The organism is Stenotrophomonas geniculata, assembly GCF_034508895.1.
GTDB lineage: Bacteria > Pseudomonadota > Gammaproteobacteria > Xanthomonadales > Xanthomonadaceae > Stenotrophomonas > Stenotrophomonas geniculata.
Map to the genome: position 1 here is coordinate 2672212 of NZ_CP140571.1, position 17664 is coordinate 2689875.

General features: G+C 67.8%; 12 protein-coding genes. 7 read left to right on the forward strand and 5 right to left on the reverse strand.

The features are described 5' to 3' along the window. Positions 1-184 precede the first annotated feature (184 nt). Together RI032_RS12355 and RI032_RS12360 are read left to right on the forward strand one after the other, a co-directional pair. Entirely contained in the window at positions 185-1528 is a 1344-nt protein-coding gene (locus RI032_RS12355) for a dicarboxylate/amino acid:cation symporter (RefSeq protein WP_010480813.1), read from the forward strand. A gap of 230 nt (positions 1529-1758) precedes the next feature. Continuing rightward, positions 1759-4050, forward strand: coding sequence for an NADP-dependent malic enzyme (locus RI032_RS12360; protein ID WP_043400158.1), 2292 nt, complete (start codon positions 1759-1761; stop codon positions 4048-4050). A 418-nt stretch (positions 4051-4468) separates the two neighbouring features. Here RI032_RS12360 and RI032_RS12365 read toward each other — a convergent pair whose 3' ends face one another. Beyond that, positions 4469-5212: a basic secretory protein-like protein gene (locus tag RI032_RS12365; protein WP_322547070.1), complete on the reverse strand. Its 744-nt coding sequence runs from the start codon at positions 5210-5212 to the stop codon at positions 4469-4471. After that, the gene (locus RI032_RS12370) at positions 5209-8553 is read right to left on the reverse strand and encodes a GH92 family glycosyl hydrolase (RefSeq protein WP_322547071.1); all 3345 of its coding nucleotides are present in this window, start codon (positions 8551-8553) and stop codon (positions 5209-5211) included. Before RI032_RS12370 ends, RI032_RS12365 begins: the two co-directional genes overlap by 4 nt. Before the next feature lie 421 nt (positions 8554-8974). Between RI032_RS12370 and RI032_RS12375 the strand changes: the two genes are divergently transcribed. The 3 genes from RI032_RS12375 to RI032_RS12385 are packed head-to-tail and all read left to right on the forward strand — an operon-like array spanning position 8975 to position 11615. Beyond that, positions 8975-9172: a zinc-finger domain-containing protein gene (locus RI032_RS12375; RefSeq protein ID WP_005410967.1), complete on the forward strand. Its 198-nt coding sequence runs from the start codon at positions 8975-8977 to the stop codon at positions 9170-9172. A 15-nt stretch (positions 9173-9187) separates the two neighbouring features. Next, positions 9188-10303, forward strand: a complete 1116-nt coding sequence (locus RI032_RS12380) for a glycosyltransferase (protein WP_322547072.1) — start codon at positions 9188-9190, stop codon at positions 10301-10303. Beyond that, positions 10284-11615 (forward strand): O-antigen ligase family protein, encoded by a 1332-nt coding sequence (locus RI032_RS12385; RefSeq protein WP_322547073.1) that lies wholly within the window; start codon positions 10284-10286, stop codon positions 11613-11615. The genes RI032_RS12380 and RI032_RS12385 overlap by 20 nt, the downstream gene beginning before the upstream one ends. A 100-nt stretch (positions 11616-11715) precedes the next feature. Here RI032_RS12385 and RI032_RS12390 read toward each other — a convergent pair whose 3' ends face one another. Further along, on the reverse strand, positions 11716-12633 hold the full coding sequence (locus RI032_RS12390; protein WP_010480797.1) for an LpxL/LpxP family Kdo(2)-lipid IV(A) lauroyl/palmitoleoyl acyltransferase: 918 nt from the start codon (positions 12631-12633) through the stop codon (positions 11716-11718). Positions 12634-12693: 60 nt separating this feature from the next. Between RI032_RS12390 and waaA the strand changes: the two genes are divergently transcribed. Then, entirely contained in the window at positions 12694-13992 is a 1299-nt protein-coding gene (waaA, locus tag RI032_RS12395; RefSeq protein WP_049413335.1) for a lipid IV(A) 3-deoxy-D-manno-octulosonic acid transferase, read from the forward strand. A gap of 229 nt (positions 13993-14221) precedes the next feature. Then, positions 14222-15442 carry an APC family permease gene (locus RI032_RS12400; RefSeq protein WP_322547074.1) on the forward strand — a complete coding sequence of 407 codons (1221 nt, stop codon included), beginning with the start codon at positions 14222-14224 and terminating at the stop codon, positions 15440-15442. 100 nt (positions 15443-15542) lie between these two features. On the opposite strand, the gene RI032_RS12405 is transcribed toward RI032_RS12400, so the two are convergent. Both RI032_RS12405 and RI032_RS12410 read right to left on the reverse strand, forming a co-directional pair. Further along, positions 15543-16901 carry a TolC family outer membrane protein gene (locus RI032_RS12405; RefSeq protein ID WP_010480790.1) on the reverse strand — a complete coding sequence of 453 codons (1359 nt, stop codon included), beginning with the start codon at positions 16899-16901 and terminating at the stop codon, positions 15543-15545. Positions 16902-16917: 16 nt separating this feature from the next. Then, positions 16918-17565, reverse strand: a complete 648-nt coding sequence (locus tag RI032_RS12410; RefSeq protein WP_049398378.1) for a protein-L-isoaspartate O-methyltransferase family protein — start codon at positions 17563-17565, stop codon at positions 16918-16920. Positions 17566-17664: the final 99 nt, after the last annotated feature.

Consider the following 17664-nt stretch of genomic DNA (forward strand, 5'->3'; position numbering starts at 1 on the left):
CACCTGAACCGGGGGGCTAGTACCAATAGGTTATCTGCGCCAGCGTGCCCGGCGCGTACAAAGGCGTCCATTGGTCGCACCCCCTGCGCGTGCAGCACAGGGCCTGCGATCAGTTTCCACGGTTACGGTTCCCGTGCAGTCCCGGGGCCGTACGTGCCTGAAAACGCCCCTTCCGGAGTCCGCCATGCACATCCCGACCGCAGCACCGGTGCCTGCAAAGCCGTTGCCGATCTATCGCCAGCTGTACTTCCAGGTGATCGTGGCGATCGTCCTGGGCGCCATCCTCGGCCACTACGAGCCGTTGATCGGCGAGAAGATGAAACCGCTAGGCGATGCCTTCATCAACCTGGTGAAGATGATCATCGCGCCGGTGATCTTCCTGACCATCGTCACCGGCATCGCCGGCATGACCCACCTGCGCACGGTGGGCCGCGTGTTCGCCAAGGCGATGGCGTACTTCCTGTTCTTCTCCACGCTGGCACTGATCGTCGGCATGATCGTGGCGCACGTGGTGCAGCCCGGCGCCGGCATGAACATCAACCCGGCCGAGCTGGATCAGACCGCGGTGCACAGCTACGTCGAGAAGTCGCATGACCTGACCCTGGTCGGCTTCCTGATGGACATCATCCCGAAGACGCTGCTCAGCGCGTTCGTCGATGGCAACATCCTGCAGGTGCTGTTCGTGGCCGTGCTGTTCGGCATCGCGCTGGCATCGGTGGGCGAGAAGGGCAAGCCGATCGTGAACTTCCTGGAGGCGCTGGTCGCCCCGGTGTTCAAGCTGGTGCACATCCTGATGAAGGCCGCCCCGATCGGTGCCTTCGGCGCAATCGCCTTCACCATCGGCAAGTACGGCGTCGGCTCGCTGATCAACCTGGCCTGGCTGGTGGGCTCGTTCTACCTCACCGCGTTCCTGTTCGTGGCGGTGATCCTGGGCCTGGTCTGCCGCCTGTGTGGCTTCTCGGTGTTCAAGCTTGCGCGTTACCTGAAGGCCGAACTGCTGCTGGTGCTGGGTACCTCCTCGTCGGAGTCGGCGCTGCCGTCGCTGATGGAAAAGATGGAACGCGCCGGGTGCAGCAAGTCGGTGGTGGGCCTGGTGGTCCCGACCGGCTATTCGTTCAACCTGGACGGAACCAACATCTACATGACCCTGGCCGCGCTGTTCATCGCCCAGGCCACCAACACCGAACTGACCCTGGGCCACCAGATCGCCCTGCTGCTGGTCGCCATGCTCAGCTCCAAGGGTGCCGCTGGCGTTACCGGCGCCGGCTTCATCACCCTGGCCGCGACCCTGGCGGTGGTGCCGGAAGTGCCGGTGGCTGGCATGGCGCTGATCCTGGGCGTGGACCGCTTCATGAGCGAATGCCGCTCGCTGACCAACTTCATCGGCAACGCCGTGGCCACGGTAGTGGTCTCGCGCTGGGAGGGTGCGCTGGACCGCAACCGCCTGCAGCTGGCGCTGGATGGCCGCGAAAGCGAACTGCCGCCGCTGATCGATGCCGTGCCCGAGGCGCTGCCGGCCAGGGGCTGATCCAGGTGTGTGGTACCGCGGGGCCGATCACGACAGTGGTACGGCCCCGCGGCGTTTCAGGGCGTCCCATGGCTGTCATGGCAGACGCCGAAGCTGGTATCCCGGTACCGTCGCATACGGCACGGAATTGTGCGGTCGCAGCATGCCTGCGACAGGATAGCGACAGGTCCAGACGCTCCAACGGGGGTATCATCCCCTGTCCCTTCTGCCCATTCATGTAACCCACATCGATGTCCAACGAAGATTTCAAACAGGCCGCCCTCGATTACCACCGGATGTCCCCGCCGGGAAAGATCAAGGTTTCCGCTACCAAGCCCATGCTGACCCAGCGAGACCTGTCGCTGGCGTATTCGCCGGGCGTGGCGTACGCCTGTGAAGCGATCAAGGCCGACCCGCAGCAGGCCAGCGAGCTGACCGCCCGCGGCAACCTGGTGGCGGTGATCTCCAACGGCACCGCGGTGCTGGGCCTGGGCAACATCGGCGCGCTGGCCGGCAAGCCGGTGATGGAAGGCAAGGGCGTGCTGTTCCAGAAGTTCGCCGGCATCGATGTGTTCGACATCGAAGTGGATGAAACCGACCCGGACAAGCTGGTCGACATCATCGCCTCGCTGGAGCCGACCTTCGGTGGCATCAACCTGGAAGACATCAAGGCGCCGGAATGCTTCGTGGTCGAGCGCAAGCTCCGCGAGCGCATGAAGATTCCGGTGTTCCATGACGACCAGCACGGCACGGCGATCATCGTCGGCGCGGCCGTGCTCAACGCCATGGCGATCACCGGCAAGAAGATCGAGGAAGTGAAGCTGGCGACCACGGGCATGGGCGCAGCCGGCATTTCCTGCGTGAACATGCTGGTGCAGCTGGGCCTGAAGCCGGAGAACATCCTGGCCTTCGACCGCGAGGGCGTGATCCATACCGGCCGTACCGACCTGGACCCGGAAAAGCAGCGCTATGCGCGCGACACCGACAAGCGCACCCTGGCAGAGATCGTCGACGGCGCGGACATCTTCCTGGGCCTGTCGGCACCGGGCATCCTGACCGCCGACATGGTCAAGACCATGGCGCCGGATCCGGTGATCTTCGCGCTGGCCAACCCGACCCCGGAAATCATGCCGGAACTGGCGCGCGCCGCGCGTCCGGACGCGATCATCGGCACCGGCCGTTCGGACTACCCGAACCAGGTCAACAACGTGCTGTGCTTCCCGTACCTGTTCCGTGGTGCGCTGGACGTGGGCGCGACCGCGATCAACGAAGAAATGAAGATCGCCTGCGTGCGCGCCATCGCTGCGCTGGCGCGCCGTGCGGCCACCGACATGGGTTCGGCCTATGGTGGCGAGACGCCGAGCTTCGGCCGTGAATACCTGATCCCGCGCCCGTTCGACCGCCGCCTGCTGGTGGAGCTGTCGGCCGCCGTGGCCCAGGCCGCGATGGATTCGGGCGTGGCCTCGCGCCCGATCGCCGACATGGGCGCCTACCGCGACAAGCTGGCCCAGTTCGTCTACCGCACCAGCCTGATGATGAAGCCGGTCTACGACCGCGCGCGCAGCGACAAGCAGCGCGTGGTGTATGCCGAGGGCGAAGAGGAAGTGGTGCTGCAGGCGGTGCAGAACGTGGTCGATGACGGCCTGGCGCACCCGATCCTGATCGGCCGCCCGGAAGTGATCGAATCGCGCATCGAGCGCCTCGGCCTGCGCCTGAAGATCGGCGAGAACGTTGAAGTCACCAACATCAACGACGACCCGCGCTTCAACGAATACTGGCAGTACTACCACGGCCTGACCGGCCGCCGTGGCGTGACTGTGGCCGCGGCGAAGAACCTGATGCGTTCGCGCCCGACCCTGATCGCGGCGGTGATGGTGGCCCGTGGCGAAGCCGATGCGATGCTGACCGGCATCGTCGGCCGCTTCCACAAGAAGCTGGGCTACGTGCGCAGCGTGCTGCCGCTGGAGCCGAAGGTCACCTCGACCTCGGCGATGACCGGCGTGATCAACCAGCAGGGCGTGTTCTTCTTCGTGGACACCCACGTGCAGGAAGACCCGACCGCCGAGCAGCTGTGCGAAGCGACCCTGCAGGCGGCCTACCGCATGAAGCTGTTCGGCATCGAGCCGAAGGTGGCGCTGCTGTCGCACTCCAACTTCGGCAGCCATGATTCGAAGGATGCGCTGAAGATGCGCCAGGTGCGCGAGCTGCTGCTCAAGCGCAACCCGCGTCTGAACGTGGACGGCGAAATGCAGGGCGACACCGCATGGGATGAAGCGCTGCGGCAGAAGCTGCTGCCGGGCTCGACCCTGCAGGGCCGCGCCAACCTGTTCGTGCTGCCGAACCTGGAAGCGGCCAACATCGCCTACAACCTGGTACGCGTGTTCACCGACGGCGTGGCGATCGGTCCGATCCTGATGGGCGTCAACAAGCCGGTGCACATCCTGACCACCAGCGCGACCTCGCGCCGGATCCTGAACATGACCGCCATTGCGGCGGTCGATGCGCAGATCCGCAAGCAGATCGAAGCGGAAAAGAAGGCGTAAGCCTTCGTTCCGCTGCGATCTGCAGAAACGCGCCCTTCGGGGCGCGTTTCGTTTCCGCCCAGCGGAAACCGGATCGGGTAGCGCCGGGCCGTGCCCGGCGAGCGCGCAGCGCGGCGCTTCTCGCATTCCGCCGGGCATGGCCCGGCGCTACCCGATGAATTGCAGTCCGGCGGTCATTTCCCTGCAACGCCGCTGCGGCCCAATACGCCCACGCGGCCTGGCCGTGGGAAGGGACCGGACCGGCCTTCCCACCCTGGGCCCGACCAACTTTCCATGGGCGAGGGTGTCATGCGCAATCGAGTGACGCGGCGGTACTTCCAGCAGTTGTTCGCGCTGTACGCCGGCTTCGTGCAGTCGCGCTGAGGCCGCGATGCGGTAGCGCCGGGCACTGCCCGGCGAACGCAAAGTGCGTGGGGGCTCAGTGCCGCTTGCCGCGGCGTGCAGGGGCTGGCGGCGGTGCATCCGAACGCGGCTTGGCGTACTGCGCCCACAGCGCTGGCAGTGCCTTGCCGGTGTGCTTCTGCCACACCGTCGGTGCATAGCGGCCGTCGCGCAGGGCCTTGTCCAGTGCGAGCACCAGTCCCGGGTGTTCGGCGTCGGCCCACTTCAGGAACGCACCGGTCACCCGGTAGCCACTGTCGAAGTTCTGTCCCTTCTCGACCTTGCCCGGCAGTGCCCAGCCCGCGGCGGCATTGTCCATGCCATAGCGGTCGCGTGCGTAGTCGGCGATGCCTTCCACCAGCCAGCCCGGCACCCGCGCGTCGCCGTAGCCCGGATAGCCCTGCACGATGTGCATGGCCTCATGGGTGACCAGGTCGATGTCGTTCGGGTGTTGCGCCAGCCACCCCGGGTTGATGGTGATCGTCGCTGCGTGGTCCTTGTCGCCGACGAAGGCGATGCCGGTGTAGGCCGGATCGATCACGATGCGCACCATCGACGGCGCCGCCGGATGGAAGTCCGCACGTTCGCGCAGATAGGCGAAGAAGAACGTATCGATCACCCGCTTGCGCTGCGGCGCGGCCAGCGCGCCACGGGCGTCCTGGTAGTTCAGCGTCACGCCGTCGCGGGTCAGCTGCGTATCGAACGCCTGGGTCTGGCCGAAACTGGAGAAGGACAGGGCAACAAGGGCCAAGGGCAGAAGACGGAAGCGCATGCCGCTCATTGTACGGTGCCGGCCGCCAGCAGTTCGATCTCCGCCAGCGGCAGCCGTGCCGGTGCCGCCAGGCGCAGGCGGTACTCGCTGTAACGACCGGGTTTGGCGATCCGGAATGGACGGGTCTGGCGGGCGGATTCGAAGTCTTCGCCGCTGCGCTGGTCGAGCACGGCCCAGCTGCCGCTGCCGTTGCGCGCTTCCAGCGTCCACTCACCGCCCTGGATGCGGCCGTCGCCGCTGGTCAGCGTGTACATCGTCGGGGTGCCCTCGGCCAGGCCGGTCAGCGCGATGGTTGCGCCGCTACCCAGGCCCACCGTCGTGCCGGCATCGTCATCGAGCAGCGCGGGCAGGGCACGGCCATCGGCCAGCGTCGCCTTGGTGCCGCTGCCGAGCAGGTCGTGCAGCAGCTGGGGGCGCTGGCCGCGCGGGGTCAACGAGCGCGGCACATCGTCCACGCCACTGCCCCAGCGCGAGGGACGGGGGCCCATCACGAAGTCGAGGGTCGCGCCCTTGGCGATCAGGTCGTGCGGCACCCAGGTCTTCGTCCACGGCGTACCGTTGATCTTCAGCGACTGCACGTAGACGTTCTCACGCGAGTTGTTGGCCGCGTTCACGGTCAGCACCGCGCCACCCTGCAGTTCCACCCGCGCGTGACGGAATGCCGGCGAACCGATCACGTACTCCGGGGCGCCCATGCGCAGCGGGTACAGGCCCAGCGAGGCCAGCACGTACCACGCCGAGGTCTCGCCATTGTCCTCATCGCCCGGGTAGCCCTGGCCGATCTCGCTGCCGACGTACAGCCGCGACAGGATCTCGCGCACATGCTGCTGGGTCTTCCACGGCTGCCCGGCGTACAGGTACATCCACGGGATGTGGTGTGCCGGCTGGTTGCTGTGCGCATACATGCCCATGCGCACGTCGCGCGCTTCGGTCATCTCGTGGATGGTGCCGCCGTAGGAACCGGCCAGTGCCGGGTCCGCGGTTTCCGGTGTGGCGAAGAAGGTATCCAGCTTCGCCGCCAGCTTTTCGCGGCCTCCGTACAGCGCCGCCAGGCCCTCGCCGTCGTGCGCGGCGGTGAACGCGAACGTCCAGCCGTTGGATTCGGTGTAGTCGTGACCCCACACGCGCGGGTCGTAGGCCTTGGCGTCCACGCGCCAGCGCCCATCGGCCTTGCGGCCCTGGAAGAAGCCTGCGTCCGGGTCGAACATCGTCGCGTAGCTGGCGGCGCGGTGGCGGAAGTAGTCGGCCTCGGTGCTGTAGCGTTCGCGTGCGGCGGGCGAGGTCGCGCGCTTGGCCAGGGCGTCGGCCATGTTGGCGATGCCGAAGTCATTGAGTGCACCTTCCATCGTCCACGACATGCCTTCGTGCACGTCGGCGCTGGCATAGCCACGGAAGGTCGAGCGGTCCATGCCCTTGCGGCCGACGTGGCGGTCAGGCGGGACCACGGTCGCGTTCTTCAGCGCGGCCGCGTAGGCCTCTGCCGGATCGAAGCCGCCGACGCCTTTCAGCCACGCGTCTGCAAATGCCACGTCCGAGCTGGTACCGACCATCAGGTCGGCGTAACCCGGCGACGACCAGCGCGCGATCCAGCCGCCGGCGCGGTACTGCTCGATGAAGCCCTGCACCAGCTGGCCGGCATCGTCGGGCGTGAACAGCGCATAGGCCGGCCAGGTGGTGCGGAAGGTGTCCCAGAAGCCGTTGTTGACGAATACCTTGCCGTCGCGCACGGCGGCGTAGCTGCGGGTCGCGCTGCCCTCGGTGTTGTCATCGCTGGCGCTGGCCTGGTTGGCGTAGCGCCACTCCGGTGCGGCGGCGCTGCCCACGTTCTCATGGCCGGAATTCGGGTACAGGAACAGCCGGTACAGGCTGGAATACAGCGTGGTCTTTTGGTCGTCGCTGGCATCGCCGATGTCGAAGCGGGCCAGGCGTGCGTCCCATGCATCCTGCGCACGGCCGGACACGCTTTCCAGCGTGTCGGCCGCAGCGATTTCCAGTGCCAGGTTGTGCCGCGCCTGCTCCACCGAGATCAACGAGGTGGCGATGCGCATGGTCACCCGCCGGTCGCTGCCCGCATCGAACTTGATGTAACCGGTCGGGCGGCCGGTGTCGAGGCGCCCACTGCTGCGCCAGGGCTTGTCGAAGCGGGCCACCACGTACATGCGGCTGGCGCCGTTGGACAGGCCACTGCGCGTGTCGGTATAGCCGGACAGCGTCTGCGTGGCGGCGTCCAGAGTCAGGCCACCGCGTGCATCGACATTGTCGAACAGCAGGTTGGCGTCGCCGCCCTCGGGGAAATCGAAGCGGAACAGCGCCGCATGATCGGTCGGCGCGATGGCGGCGGCGATGCCGTTGTCGAAGCGCACGTCGTAGCGGTAAGGGCGGGCGCTCTCGTGGCTGCGATCGAACGACAGCGCGCGCTTGCGGCGGTCGGCCTCCGGCACGCCACGGCTGGCCGAGGGCATCACCTGGAAGGTCTGGCGGTCGCCCATCCACGGGCTGGGCTGATGGCTCAGCGCAAGCGCCTGCAGTTGCGGGCGGTTCTGTGCGTCGTTCTGTTCGTTCCAGCGGTACAGCCAGTTCAGTGCGCCGGCATCGGTCACCGGAGTCCAGAAGTTGAAGCCGTGGGGTACCGCCGTGGCCGGGAAATTGTTGCCGCGCGAGAAGGTGCCGTTGGCCTGGGTGCCACGGGTGGTCAGCACCCAGTCGGAGACGCGTTGCGGCTGTTGTCGCGGCTGAGCATCCAGGCGCACGTCGTCGATCCAGCCGGCGACCGGTGCACCGTCGGCACTCGCCACCTCCAGTTCGATCGCCACCACGCGGCGACCGTTCAGCGCGGGCACGTCGCCCAGCCGCACCGCCTTGCGCGCCCACTGCTGCGGATACAGCGTCTTCGACACGCCCTGCGCGTGTGCGCCAAGGGCTATACCGTGCTGGTCGCGTGCCGCGCCGGCCGAAACGCGGCTGCCATCGTCCAGCAGCAGGCCCAGTGACACATAGGTCGAGGCCACGGTGTCCTTGCCGACGATCTCCGGCAGCACCAGCCACGACAGGGTGGTATCGGCCTCGATGGCCATGTCCACCTTGAACAGCTCGCGCCGCGCGCTGCCGCCTTCGCTGCTGTAGCGCAGTGCATGCAGGCCGCTGTAGCCCGCATTGCGCTTGGCGGCGTAAGGCGCCGCAGGGCCGTTGCCGATCGTGACCTGCAGTGCACCCGCGGCCTGCGACGGGGCAGGTTCGCCGGGCTCGAACGAGGTCTGCAGTCCCTGTGCCAGCACCGGCATCGCGGTAGTCGCACAGGCCAGGGCCAGGGCGAGCGGAAGCAGGGCGCGGCGTGGATCGGACAGGGTCATGCAAGGGTCTCCCGGAAGGGCAGGCGGCGGGCAGAACCCGCATCGGCGGACACCACGGACAGCATCGCTCCGCCCGCCGGGATGGCAGTGGAAGAAGCGATGCCGGTCCGGTGGGGGCGGGCCATGCGATCGGGTCGGATTGGGGCAGGCCGGTTCACGACCTGGCCCGATCCTGCAACAGCCGTGGCAACCTGACAAGTGCCATTTAGTTCGATCCAAATGCGGGAAATATCGTTGTCGGCGGTTTCCCGGCGTGATTCTGCTGGTTCGGTCGGGAATTTCCACCGGCACCCCATCCCGAGGTGGCATGCAAGGTCGCAGGGAATCGGCCCGGTACGCGTAAAGACCCGTTGCGGCGCAATGTCGGGGCGGCCCAGATGCTAGAATCACAGGCCTCGCAACCCGTTCATCGACATCCGCCATGAGCCATACCGCCACTGCGCCCGCCAACGCCGAGAAGCGCTACACCGTGCACCGCAGCGATCTGCCGCTGAGCTGCCCGACCCCGGAAATGGCGCTGTGGAACTCGCATCCGCGCGTGTACCTGCCGATCGAAGACGAGCCCAACGGCGAAGCGCAGTGCCCGTACTGCGGTTCCGTGTTCGTGCTGGCCGACTAAGCGGCCGCCCCTTCGATGCGCCGATTGACCGTGGTGCAGTTGCTGCCGGCGCTGCACTCCGGCGGCGTCGAGCGTTCGACCCTGGAAATCGCTGCGGCCCTGGTCGCCGCCGGCCATCGCGCGTTGGTAGTGTCGGCTGGCGGCCGCCTGGTGCAGCCGCTGCTCGATAGCGGTGCCGAGCACCTCACCCTCGACATCGGCCGCAAGTCGCTGCTGACCCTGCGCCACCTGCCGACCCTGCGCCGACTGTTCGCCGAGGTTGGCGCGGACGTCGTGCATGCCCGCTCGCGGCTGCCGGCCTGGCTGGGCCTGTACGCGATCCATGCCATGCCCGCCGCACAGCGCCCGCACTGGGTGACCACCGTGCATGGATTGAATTCGCCCAGTCGCTACAGCGCGGTGATGACCAGCGGTGAACGCGTGATCTGCGTGTCCAACAGCGTGCGCGACTACGTGCAGCGGCACTATCCGACAGTTCCCGAAGCGAAGCTGCAGGTGATTCCGCGCGGCGTCGATGTCGCACAGTTTCCGCGCGTGGCCCGCGCCGACCGCCGGCCACGACTGGCGCTGGCAGCCGACTACCCGTGGCTGACGCAGGTTGAGGGCCCGCTGCTGCTGTTGCCGGGGCGGGGCACTCGGCTGAAGGGACATGCTCATGCGCTGCAGTTGCTGGCGGATGTGCGCGCGGCCGGTGTACCGGCACAGCTGTGGATGCTGGGCACCGATGAACCGGGCCGCGAAGCCTACGTGGCCGACCTGCGCCGGCAGGCCGCTGCTTTGGGCGTGATGGATGCCGTGCAGATCAGCACACCGACCGCGCGCATCGCCCAGGCCTATGCGGCCAGCGATCTGGTGCTGCAGCTGTCGGACAAGCCCGAAGCATTCGGCCGTACTGTGGTCGAGGCGCTGTCGGTGGGCCGCCCGGTGCTGGGCTGGGATCATGGTGGCGTCGGCGAACTGCTGCGGCAGCTGCAGCCCGCTGGCGCGGTGCCGCTGGGCGATGCACGCGCGCTGGGTGAACGTGCGCTGGCCCTGCTGGCGCAGCCGCCGTCCTTGCCGACCCGCATCCCGTTTACCCTGCAGGCCATGCAGCGCGATACCCTCCGCCTCTATGCCGACCTCGCCGGCTGACCCCGCCGTCACCGTGCGCGACGACCGCGCCGGACGCTGGGCGCCCTGGTGGGTGCTGGCGTACGTGGCGATGTGGCCGTTGCCGGGCATCGCCGAAACCATTCTCGGTCTTGGCGCGGTCTACGCCGCCGCGCGCATGGTCATGCGCCGACTGCAGCGTCGTCCGCACCTGTTGAGCACGGCAGCGTGGGCGCTGACCTCGATCCTGTTCCTCGGCTATTGGCTGCCGCAGGCGTTCTCGGCGTTTGATGCGATCGATCCGGCAGCGTCGTGGACGAAGGCGGCCGCCGGCCTGCGCTACCTGCCCTTCATGTGGCTGGTGGCGATCGCGGTGGCCACGCCCGAACGGAGGCGGCTGACCTTCGGTGGCTTGGCGCTGATCACCGGCGCATGGACCCTGGATGCGCTGGTGCAGGCGGTGGCCGGAACCAGCCCGTGGTTCTGGTCGCTTGAGCAGCTGAAGCTTGCGGTGAGTGGTCACGCGTTGTGCCCGGCCACTGAGGCGGCCGTGGTCGATCGCCTCAGTGGGGCACTCGGGCCGTGCAACCTGAAGTTCGGCCAGGTCCTGGCCAGTCTCTCACCGTTCCTGTTGTTGCCGCTGGCGCGTCGCTTTGGCAATCCGGGTTGGGTACTGGCCGCGGCGGCGCTGGGCTGCGTGCTGCTGCTGGCCGGCTCGCGCGCATCGTGGATCACCTTCGCGCTGGTGCTTGCCTACAGCGGCGTGCGCCAGTTCGGCTGGAAACGGTTGGTGCTGCTGGCGCTGGTCGCTGTCCTCGGTGCGGGCGCGCTGACCGCCAGCGTGCCGCAGCTGCGCGAACGCTTCGCGCGAACGGCGTTGGCCTGGGATGGAAGCGAGCGCGGTGTCGACGAGGCACTGTCAGGGCGTGCGCGGATCTGGGACGCCGCGGCCTGCATGATCGAGGAACATCCGCTCAATGGCGTCGGTGCACGCGGCTTCCGCGATGCCTATCCGGCTTGCGTGTCTGGCGACGAACCGGCGGTGTGGGGCGATGCCCCGGCGTTGCATGCCCATCAGATCGTGCTGGAAATCCTGGCGGAAACCGGCGTGCTCGGCCTGCTGCTGTGGTTGGCAGCCGTGGCCCAGGCCTGGCGGGCCTGGCGCTATGCACCGATGGCCGCGCGTGAGCGGGCCCGCCCGGCGATGCTGGCGCTGGCGGTCACCGTGTTCCCGCTCAACACGCATCTGGCGTTCTATTCCGCGTTCTGGGGTGGCCTGACCGTGCTGCTGGCGGCGTTGTTCGCCGGCAGCCTGTTGGCCCACGAATCGGATGAATCTCCGCCGATGCAGTAGTTGCCAACCTTGGTTGGCGCCTCGGGACCGGCCTCGGTTCATCGGCGCCAGCCAAGGTTGGCGACTACCATGAGCACGCCGGCCCTTCCACCGCATCCCGTTATTTGTAGAAATCGCTCCGCCCGCCCGGCTGGCGCTTGAAACGGCGGTGGATCCACAGGTACTGGTCGGGGGCCTCGCGCACCATCTCCTCGATGGCCTGGTTGACCCGCGTGGTATCGGCTTCCACATCCTCGCTGGGAAAGTTCTCCAGCGGCGCGCCGATCTTCAGGAAGTACTTCCCGCCCTCGCGGCGGTGGAAGTAAGGAATCACCGCACAACCGGTCATCCGCGCCAGCTGGTGGGTGGCGGTAATGGTGGATGCGGTATGGCCGAAGAAGGGCACGAACACGGTGTCCTTGCCGCGCATGTCCTGATCCGGCGCGTACCAGAGGAAGCCGCCCTTCTTCAGGTGGCGCACGGTCGCGCGGATGTCTTCATTGGCGAACATCGCCTTGGCATAGCGCAGGCGGCCGAACTTCACCGCCCACTCGTACACCGGGTTCTTGTGCTTGCGGTACATGCCTGAAAGATCGACGTAGTCGCACAGCAGGCGGCCGCACATCTCCAGGGTCATGAAGTGGCCGGACACCAGCAGCACGCCGCGGCCTTCGGCCTGCATCTGCCGCAGATGCTCGAGGCCTTCGATCTTCACCTGTGGGCGGATGCGGTCGATGCTGCCCCACCAGGCGCGGATGCACTCGAGCACGCCCACGCCCAGCGCGTCGAAGCTGTCGCGCACCAGGCGCTGGCGCCAGGCTTCGTCCTTCTCCGGGAAGCACAACTTCAGGTTGACCTCGGCGGCGCGACGGCGGCTGCCGAGCAGGCGCCAGCTGATCCAGCCGACGCCACGGCCGAGCGCACGCTGCAGCATCCACGGCAGGCGGGCAATGGCGAAGGCGCCGAGCATGGCGGTGAACATCGGCCAGTTGCGGGGATCGCGCAGCGACGGGCGGATGGCGGTGGTGGCATCGGACATGGCGCCATTCTACCAACCCGGCTGCGTGTCTTTCCCGGGGGGCTCCCGTATCCTTGCCGCATGCGTAAAGACCCTGTCGAATGGATCCTGCGCGGCCTGTATTCGGCCGTGCTCTACATCCTGCTGCCGATCACCGTGTACCACCTGGTCTGGCGCGGTTTCCGGGTCCGTGAATACTTCCGGCGCTGGGACGAGCGCTATGCCTCGTATCCGCAGCCGACCGGCCAGCCGCGGGTCTGGCTGCACGCGGTCTCGGTGGGCGAGGTCAACGCCGCCGCGCCACTGGTCAATGCCCTGCGCCAGCAGCGTCCGGACATCCGCTGGGTCATCACCACCATCACCCCGACCGGTTCGGAGCGCGTGCGCGCGCTGTGGGGAGACGCGCTGGACCACGTCTATCTGCCGTACGACGTACCGGGCAGCGTCAACCGCTTCCTCGGCCACTTCCAGCCCAGCCTGGCGCTGATCCTGGAAACCGAGCTGTGGCCGAACATGCTGTTCGGCTGCCGCGACCGCCGCATTCCGGTCTACATCCTCAACGCCCGCCTGTCAGCGCGCTCGCTGCGCGGTTACCGGGTGCTGGCGGCGCTGATCCGCCGTGCGCTGCGCACGGTTACCTGCGTGGCCGCGCAGTCGCAGGACGACGCCGAGCGCTTCGTGCAGCTGGGGGCTGCGCGGGAACAGGTGCAGGCGCTGGGCAACCTCAAGTTCGATATCGCCACGCCGGATGTGCAGGGCTTCGTCGAGCAGTTCCATGCCTGCGTGCCCGCCGGGCGCCCGGTGTGGATCGCGGCCAGTACCCACGATGGTGAGGAGCAGGCGGTGATCGACCTGCATCGGCGCCTGCGCCAGCAGCACCCCGACCTGTTGTTGCTGTGGGCACCGCGGCACCCCGAGCGCTTCCCGAAGGTGGAGGCGCTGGCGCGCGAGCAGGGCTGGAACGTGGCGACCCGTCGCGCGAAGCAATGGCCGGAGGCCGGCACGGATGTTTTCGTCATCGACACCCTGGGTGAGCTGATGCCGTTCTATGCCTGTGCACAGGTCGCCTTCGTCGGCGGCAGCCTGCAGCCGATCGGTGGCCACAATCTGCTGGAACCGGCGGCGATGGGCACTGCCGCTGTGACCGGTCCGCACCTGCACAACTTCGCCGAGATATCACGGCGCATGCGAGAGGCCGGTGCCTTGCTGATCGGCGAGGACGTGCAGGCGGTAGGTGACCTGCTGCAGCACCTGCTGGACGACGCCCAGGCGCGCGAGGACATGGCCCGTGCCGGTTGCACGCTGGTCAGCAATGGCCGCGGTGCCCTGCAGCGCACGCTGGCGCTGGTCGCGCCACATCTGCCGCCGCCGCGCAGCTGAGCCGGGCAGCAACACCGCCAGGGCGGATGCTACGCGGACCGACTGACGTGATCGACTGCATCAATTCTGCTTAGCAGCCGGATTCCTGTCGCAGCAGGACCGGATGCGTGGCTGCGAACGTGTTTGTGGTCACATCGCGGTGCGCACAGTACGGATTCTGATACCGCCACTTGGCGCACGCTGCCAGCCTCCTGTCGACCGCGCTTGTGCGGATTCAAGAGGGCTTGCGATGGACAGCGATAACCGCCGTGGCCGGCACGCGCTGCTGGGAATGGATCACTTCGCGATGGTGGCGTTGACCCTGCTGCTGGGTGGCAGCGTGGTCGCGCTGGTTGGCCAGTACACCGCCGCCCAGGCGGGGCCGGCCATCGTACTGAGTCTGCTGCTGGCCGCATTGGGCACGGCGCCGATGCTGTATTGCCTGCACGTGCTGAACCAGCAGCGGCCCGCAGCCGATGGCCTGCACGGCCTGCTGCGGGCCGCTTGGGGCACGGCAGCCGCGCGCCTGCTGGGTGCTGCACTGCTGCTGGAACTGGTGATGACCAGCGCTGGCGTGGCGCAGTCCATGGCCGGCCACGCGCGTGCCGTGTTTGCCAGTCGCGGTATTGAAACCGGCAGCGCGCTGCCGGATCCGGTGATGGCCGTCACCAGTCTGCTGGTGTTGGGTGCGTTCGTGCTGCTGCCCCCGCGTCGCATCGCGCTGACGGTCTGCGTGTTGTTGACGGTGAAGATCGGTGTCGGGCTGTTGCTGTTGGCGCTGGCGGTTCGCCACGTGCACTACGCCAACTGGATTCCGTGGCTGCCGGATGCCACCGCGCCCTATCGATTCGGCCCCGGCGGGGTGCTGGCGGCAAGCGTGCCCTTGCTGGGGGTGTTTGCCAGTGTGGGGCTGGCACTGGGATTTCCTGGACGTGGCCGGCAGGCGCGTACGCGATCCCCCTGGCTGCTGGCGGCCGCGCTGCTGCTGGCGATGCTGCTGCTGATCATGCTGGCCGCGTTGCAGGCCGGCCTGGTCGAGTTCCCGGTATTGGCCAGTACGCGGCCGTTGTCGGTGGCATTGCAGGGCCATCCGCAGTTGCAGTGGCTGCTGCCGTTGCTGCCGCTGGCGGGCATGGCCGGGCTGGCAGCACTGCTGCTGGTGCTGTTGTCGCTGGCCGCACACCTGGCAGCGCAGCTCCGGCCTGTGGCCGGTGATGAAGCGCCCGGGTTGCGGACGCGGCTGATACCGGTCACCGTGGTGCTGGCGGCGGCGCTGCTGGCCTTGGGAGCGCCGGTCGGCGCATTGCCGGTGCTGCCGGGTCCAGCAACCCTGCTGGTGATGGCGGCCTTGTGCCCGGCAACACTGCGTGTCCGTGCGCCGATGCCGGGTGCTGCAATGGTGCTTGCGCCCCTGGCCACGGCGTTGTGCGTGCTGGCCGCAGTGGAACGGGCAGGCGCGTGGCCGGGCTGACGGCCGGCAGATCTGCGCCATGCGTGGGTCGGGCCGTACGCGCCGCCCACAAAAAAGCCACCCTCGCGGGTGGCTTCTTGGTTGCCGGCAGGGCGACGACTCAGTGCGTGGTCGTTGCCGGGTTGCCGGCGTCCTGGGTCAGCAGGCGGTTCACGTCCTGCAGCTCGGCCACGTCCAGCGCACCCAGCGACTGGCTCAGCAGCAGACGGTTCTGCAGGAAGGTGTAGCGGGCCTGGGCGTAGTCCAGCTGCGCCGAGAACAGGATGCGCTGGTTCTGGATCACGTCCAGCACGGTACGGGTACCGACTTCCAGGCCAACCTGCGACGCGTCGTATGCACTCTGCGCCGAGACTACCGCAAGGCGGCGGGCCTCCACTTCGCTGATGCCCTGCACCAGGGTCTGGTAGGCATTGCGGGTGTTGCGGTCCAGGGCACGCTTCTGCTGCTCGTAGCCATCCTGGGCGATGTCACGCTGGGCCAGCGCCTGGCGCACGTTGGACTGGGTGGCTCCGCCAGCGAAGATCGGCACGCTCAGGGTCAGGCCGATGCTGTTGGTGCGCGCGTCCGGCGACAGCGAGCCGGCGCCGGTGCTGTCACCCCAGGTCGCGGTCTTGCCCCAGCTGCCGCCCAGCGACAGGGTCGGGTAGTGGCCACCACGGGCGGCCTGCACGCCGGCTTCGGCGGCGCTGACCTTCAGTTCCTGCGCCTTCAGCGCCGGATTCTGGGTGGTGGCCTGGTGCACCAGCTCGTCGATGTTGCCGCGGTTGGCCGGCACTTCCGGGCGGAAGTCCGCCGGCAGGCCACGCAGGTTGACCACCGGCTGGCCGGTCAGTTCGGTCAGGGCCTGGTAGTTATCGGCCAGGGTGTTCTGCGCAACGATGGTGTTGGCGCGCGCCTGGTCGTACTGGGCGCGGGCTTCGTGCACGTCGGTGATCGGCGCCAGGCCCACTTCCAGGCGCTTGTCGGCGAAGTCGAACTGCTTCTTCGCGGCCGCTTCGTTGGTCTGTGCGGCGTTCAGCGATTCGATCGCCACCAGCACGTTGAAGTAGGCCGCCGAGGTGCGCACGATCAGGCTGTCGTTGGCCGAATCGAGGGTGAAGTCCGCCGCCTTGCTCAGCTCACGCTGCGAACGCAGGTTGTTGATCTGGGTCCAGTTGAACAGCGTCTGGCTGCCATCGATCGTGTAATTGCGGCGCTTGTTGGTGAACGAGCCGGAGTTGATGTCGGCGTTCGGCTCGCTGCGCGTGCGGTTCAGCGTGGCCTGGCCGTTGATCTGCGGCAGCAGGGCGGCGCGCGCCTGCACGGCGCCTTCCTTGTCGACCAGCCGGGTCGATTCGGCGGCGGACAGCTGCGGATCGCCGTTGCGCGCCATTTCGTAGACCTGCAGCAGGTCGGCGGCATGGGCGGACAACGGCAGCAGGGCAGTGGCCAGCGCAACAGCGAGGGATCGGCGGATCATTGCGGCTTCCTTGGACTCAGAGGTGGAACTGGGGTGCCGGGGCGGCACCGCGCAGGTAATCGATATCGGTCTCGAACAGGGACTCGGTGCTGCCGTCGGCCTTGACCAGCAGGGCCTCCATCGCCGGCGAGCGGCCGTGGATCACGAACAGGCGACCACCCGGACGCAGCCACGAGGCGAACTGTGACGGCACCACGTCGACCGCACCAGTGACACAGATCACGTCAAAGCGGCGTTCGGTCTGCCAGGACAGGGCGTCAGCCACTTCCACGCGGACGTTGGTGCCGAGGCCGGAAGCATCCAGGCGGGCACGCGCGGCGGCGGCCAGTTCCGGGTCGATCTCCAGGCTCAGCACGTCGCGCGCCAGCGCGCCGATGCAGGCTGCCAGGAAGCCGCTGCCGGTGCCGATTTCCAGCACTTCGTCACCCGGCTGCAGATCCAGTGCCTGCAGGGTACGGCCCTCGATGACCGGCTTCATCATCTTCTGGCCATGGCCGATCGGCAGTTCGACATCGGCGTAGGCCAGCGCCCGGTGTGCATCGGCGACAAAGGCCTCGCGCGGCAGGCGGGCCAGGACGTCGAGCACCTTGATGTCCAGCACGTCCCAGGGACGGATCTGCTGTTCCACCATCAGTTCGCGGGCGTGGGCGTAATCAATCGTCATGAGGTTCAAATCCAGCGCAGTGGGCCGGCCATTTTACCGGTGCCGGAGGCCGGCGGCGCGCCCAGAGCATCAGCTGCCGGGTGGCCGGGGTCGCAGTGC

Bases quoted from the DNA above. Each gene is read 5' to 3' on its own strand.
- RI032_RS12410 (WP_049398378.1), bottom strand. From the start codon at position 17,565: ATGACGATTGATTACGCCCACGCCCGCGAACTGATGGTGGAACAGCAG.
- RI032_RS12380 (WP_322547072.1), top strand. From the start codon at position 9,188: ATGCGCCGATTGACCGTGGTGCAGTTGCTGCCGGCGCTGCACTCCGGC.
- RI032_RS12370 (WP_322547071.1), bottom strand. From the start codon at position 8,553: ATGACCCTGTCCGATCCACGCCGCGCCCTGCTTCCGCTCGCCCTGGCC.
- RI032_RS12360 (WP_043400158.1), top strand. From the start codon at position 1,759: ATGTCCAACGAAGATTTCAAACAGGCCGCCCTCGATTACCACCGGATG.
- RI032_RS12400 (WP_322547074.1), top strand. From the start codon at position 14,222: ATGGACAGCGATAACCGCCGTGGCCGGCACGCGCTGCTGGGAATGGAT.
- RI032_RS12375 (WP_005410967.1), top strand. From the start codon at position 8,975: ATGAGCCATACCGCCACTGCGCCCGCCAACGCCGAGAAGCGCTACACC.
- waaA (WP_049413335.1), top strand. From the start codon at position 12,694: ATGCGTAAAGACCCTGTCGAATGGATCCTGCGCGGCCTGTATTCGGCC.
- RI032_RS12365 (WP_322547070.1), bottom strand. From the start codon at position 5,212: ATGAGCGGCATGCGCTTCCGTCTTCTGCCCTTGGCCCTTGTTGCCCTG.
- RI032_RS12355 (WP_010480813.1), top strand. From the start codon at position 185: ATGCACATCCCGACCGCAGCACCGGTGCCTGCAAAGCCGTTGCCGATC.
- RI032_RS12385 (WP_322547073.1), top strand. From the start codon at position 10,284: ATGCCGACCTCGCCGGCTGACCCCGCCGTCACCGTGCGCGACGACCGC.
- RI032_RS12390 (WP_010480797.1), bottom strand. From the start codon at position 12,633: ATGTCCGATGCCACCACCGCCATCCGCCCGTCGCTGCGCGATCCCCGC.
- RI032_RS12405 (WP_010480790.1), bottom strand. From the start codon at position 16,901: ATGATCCGCCGATCCCTCGCTGTTGCGCTGGCCACTGCCCTGCTGCCG.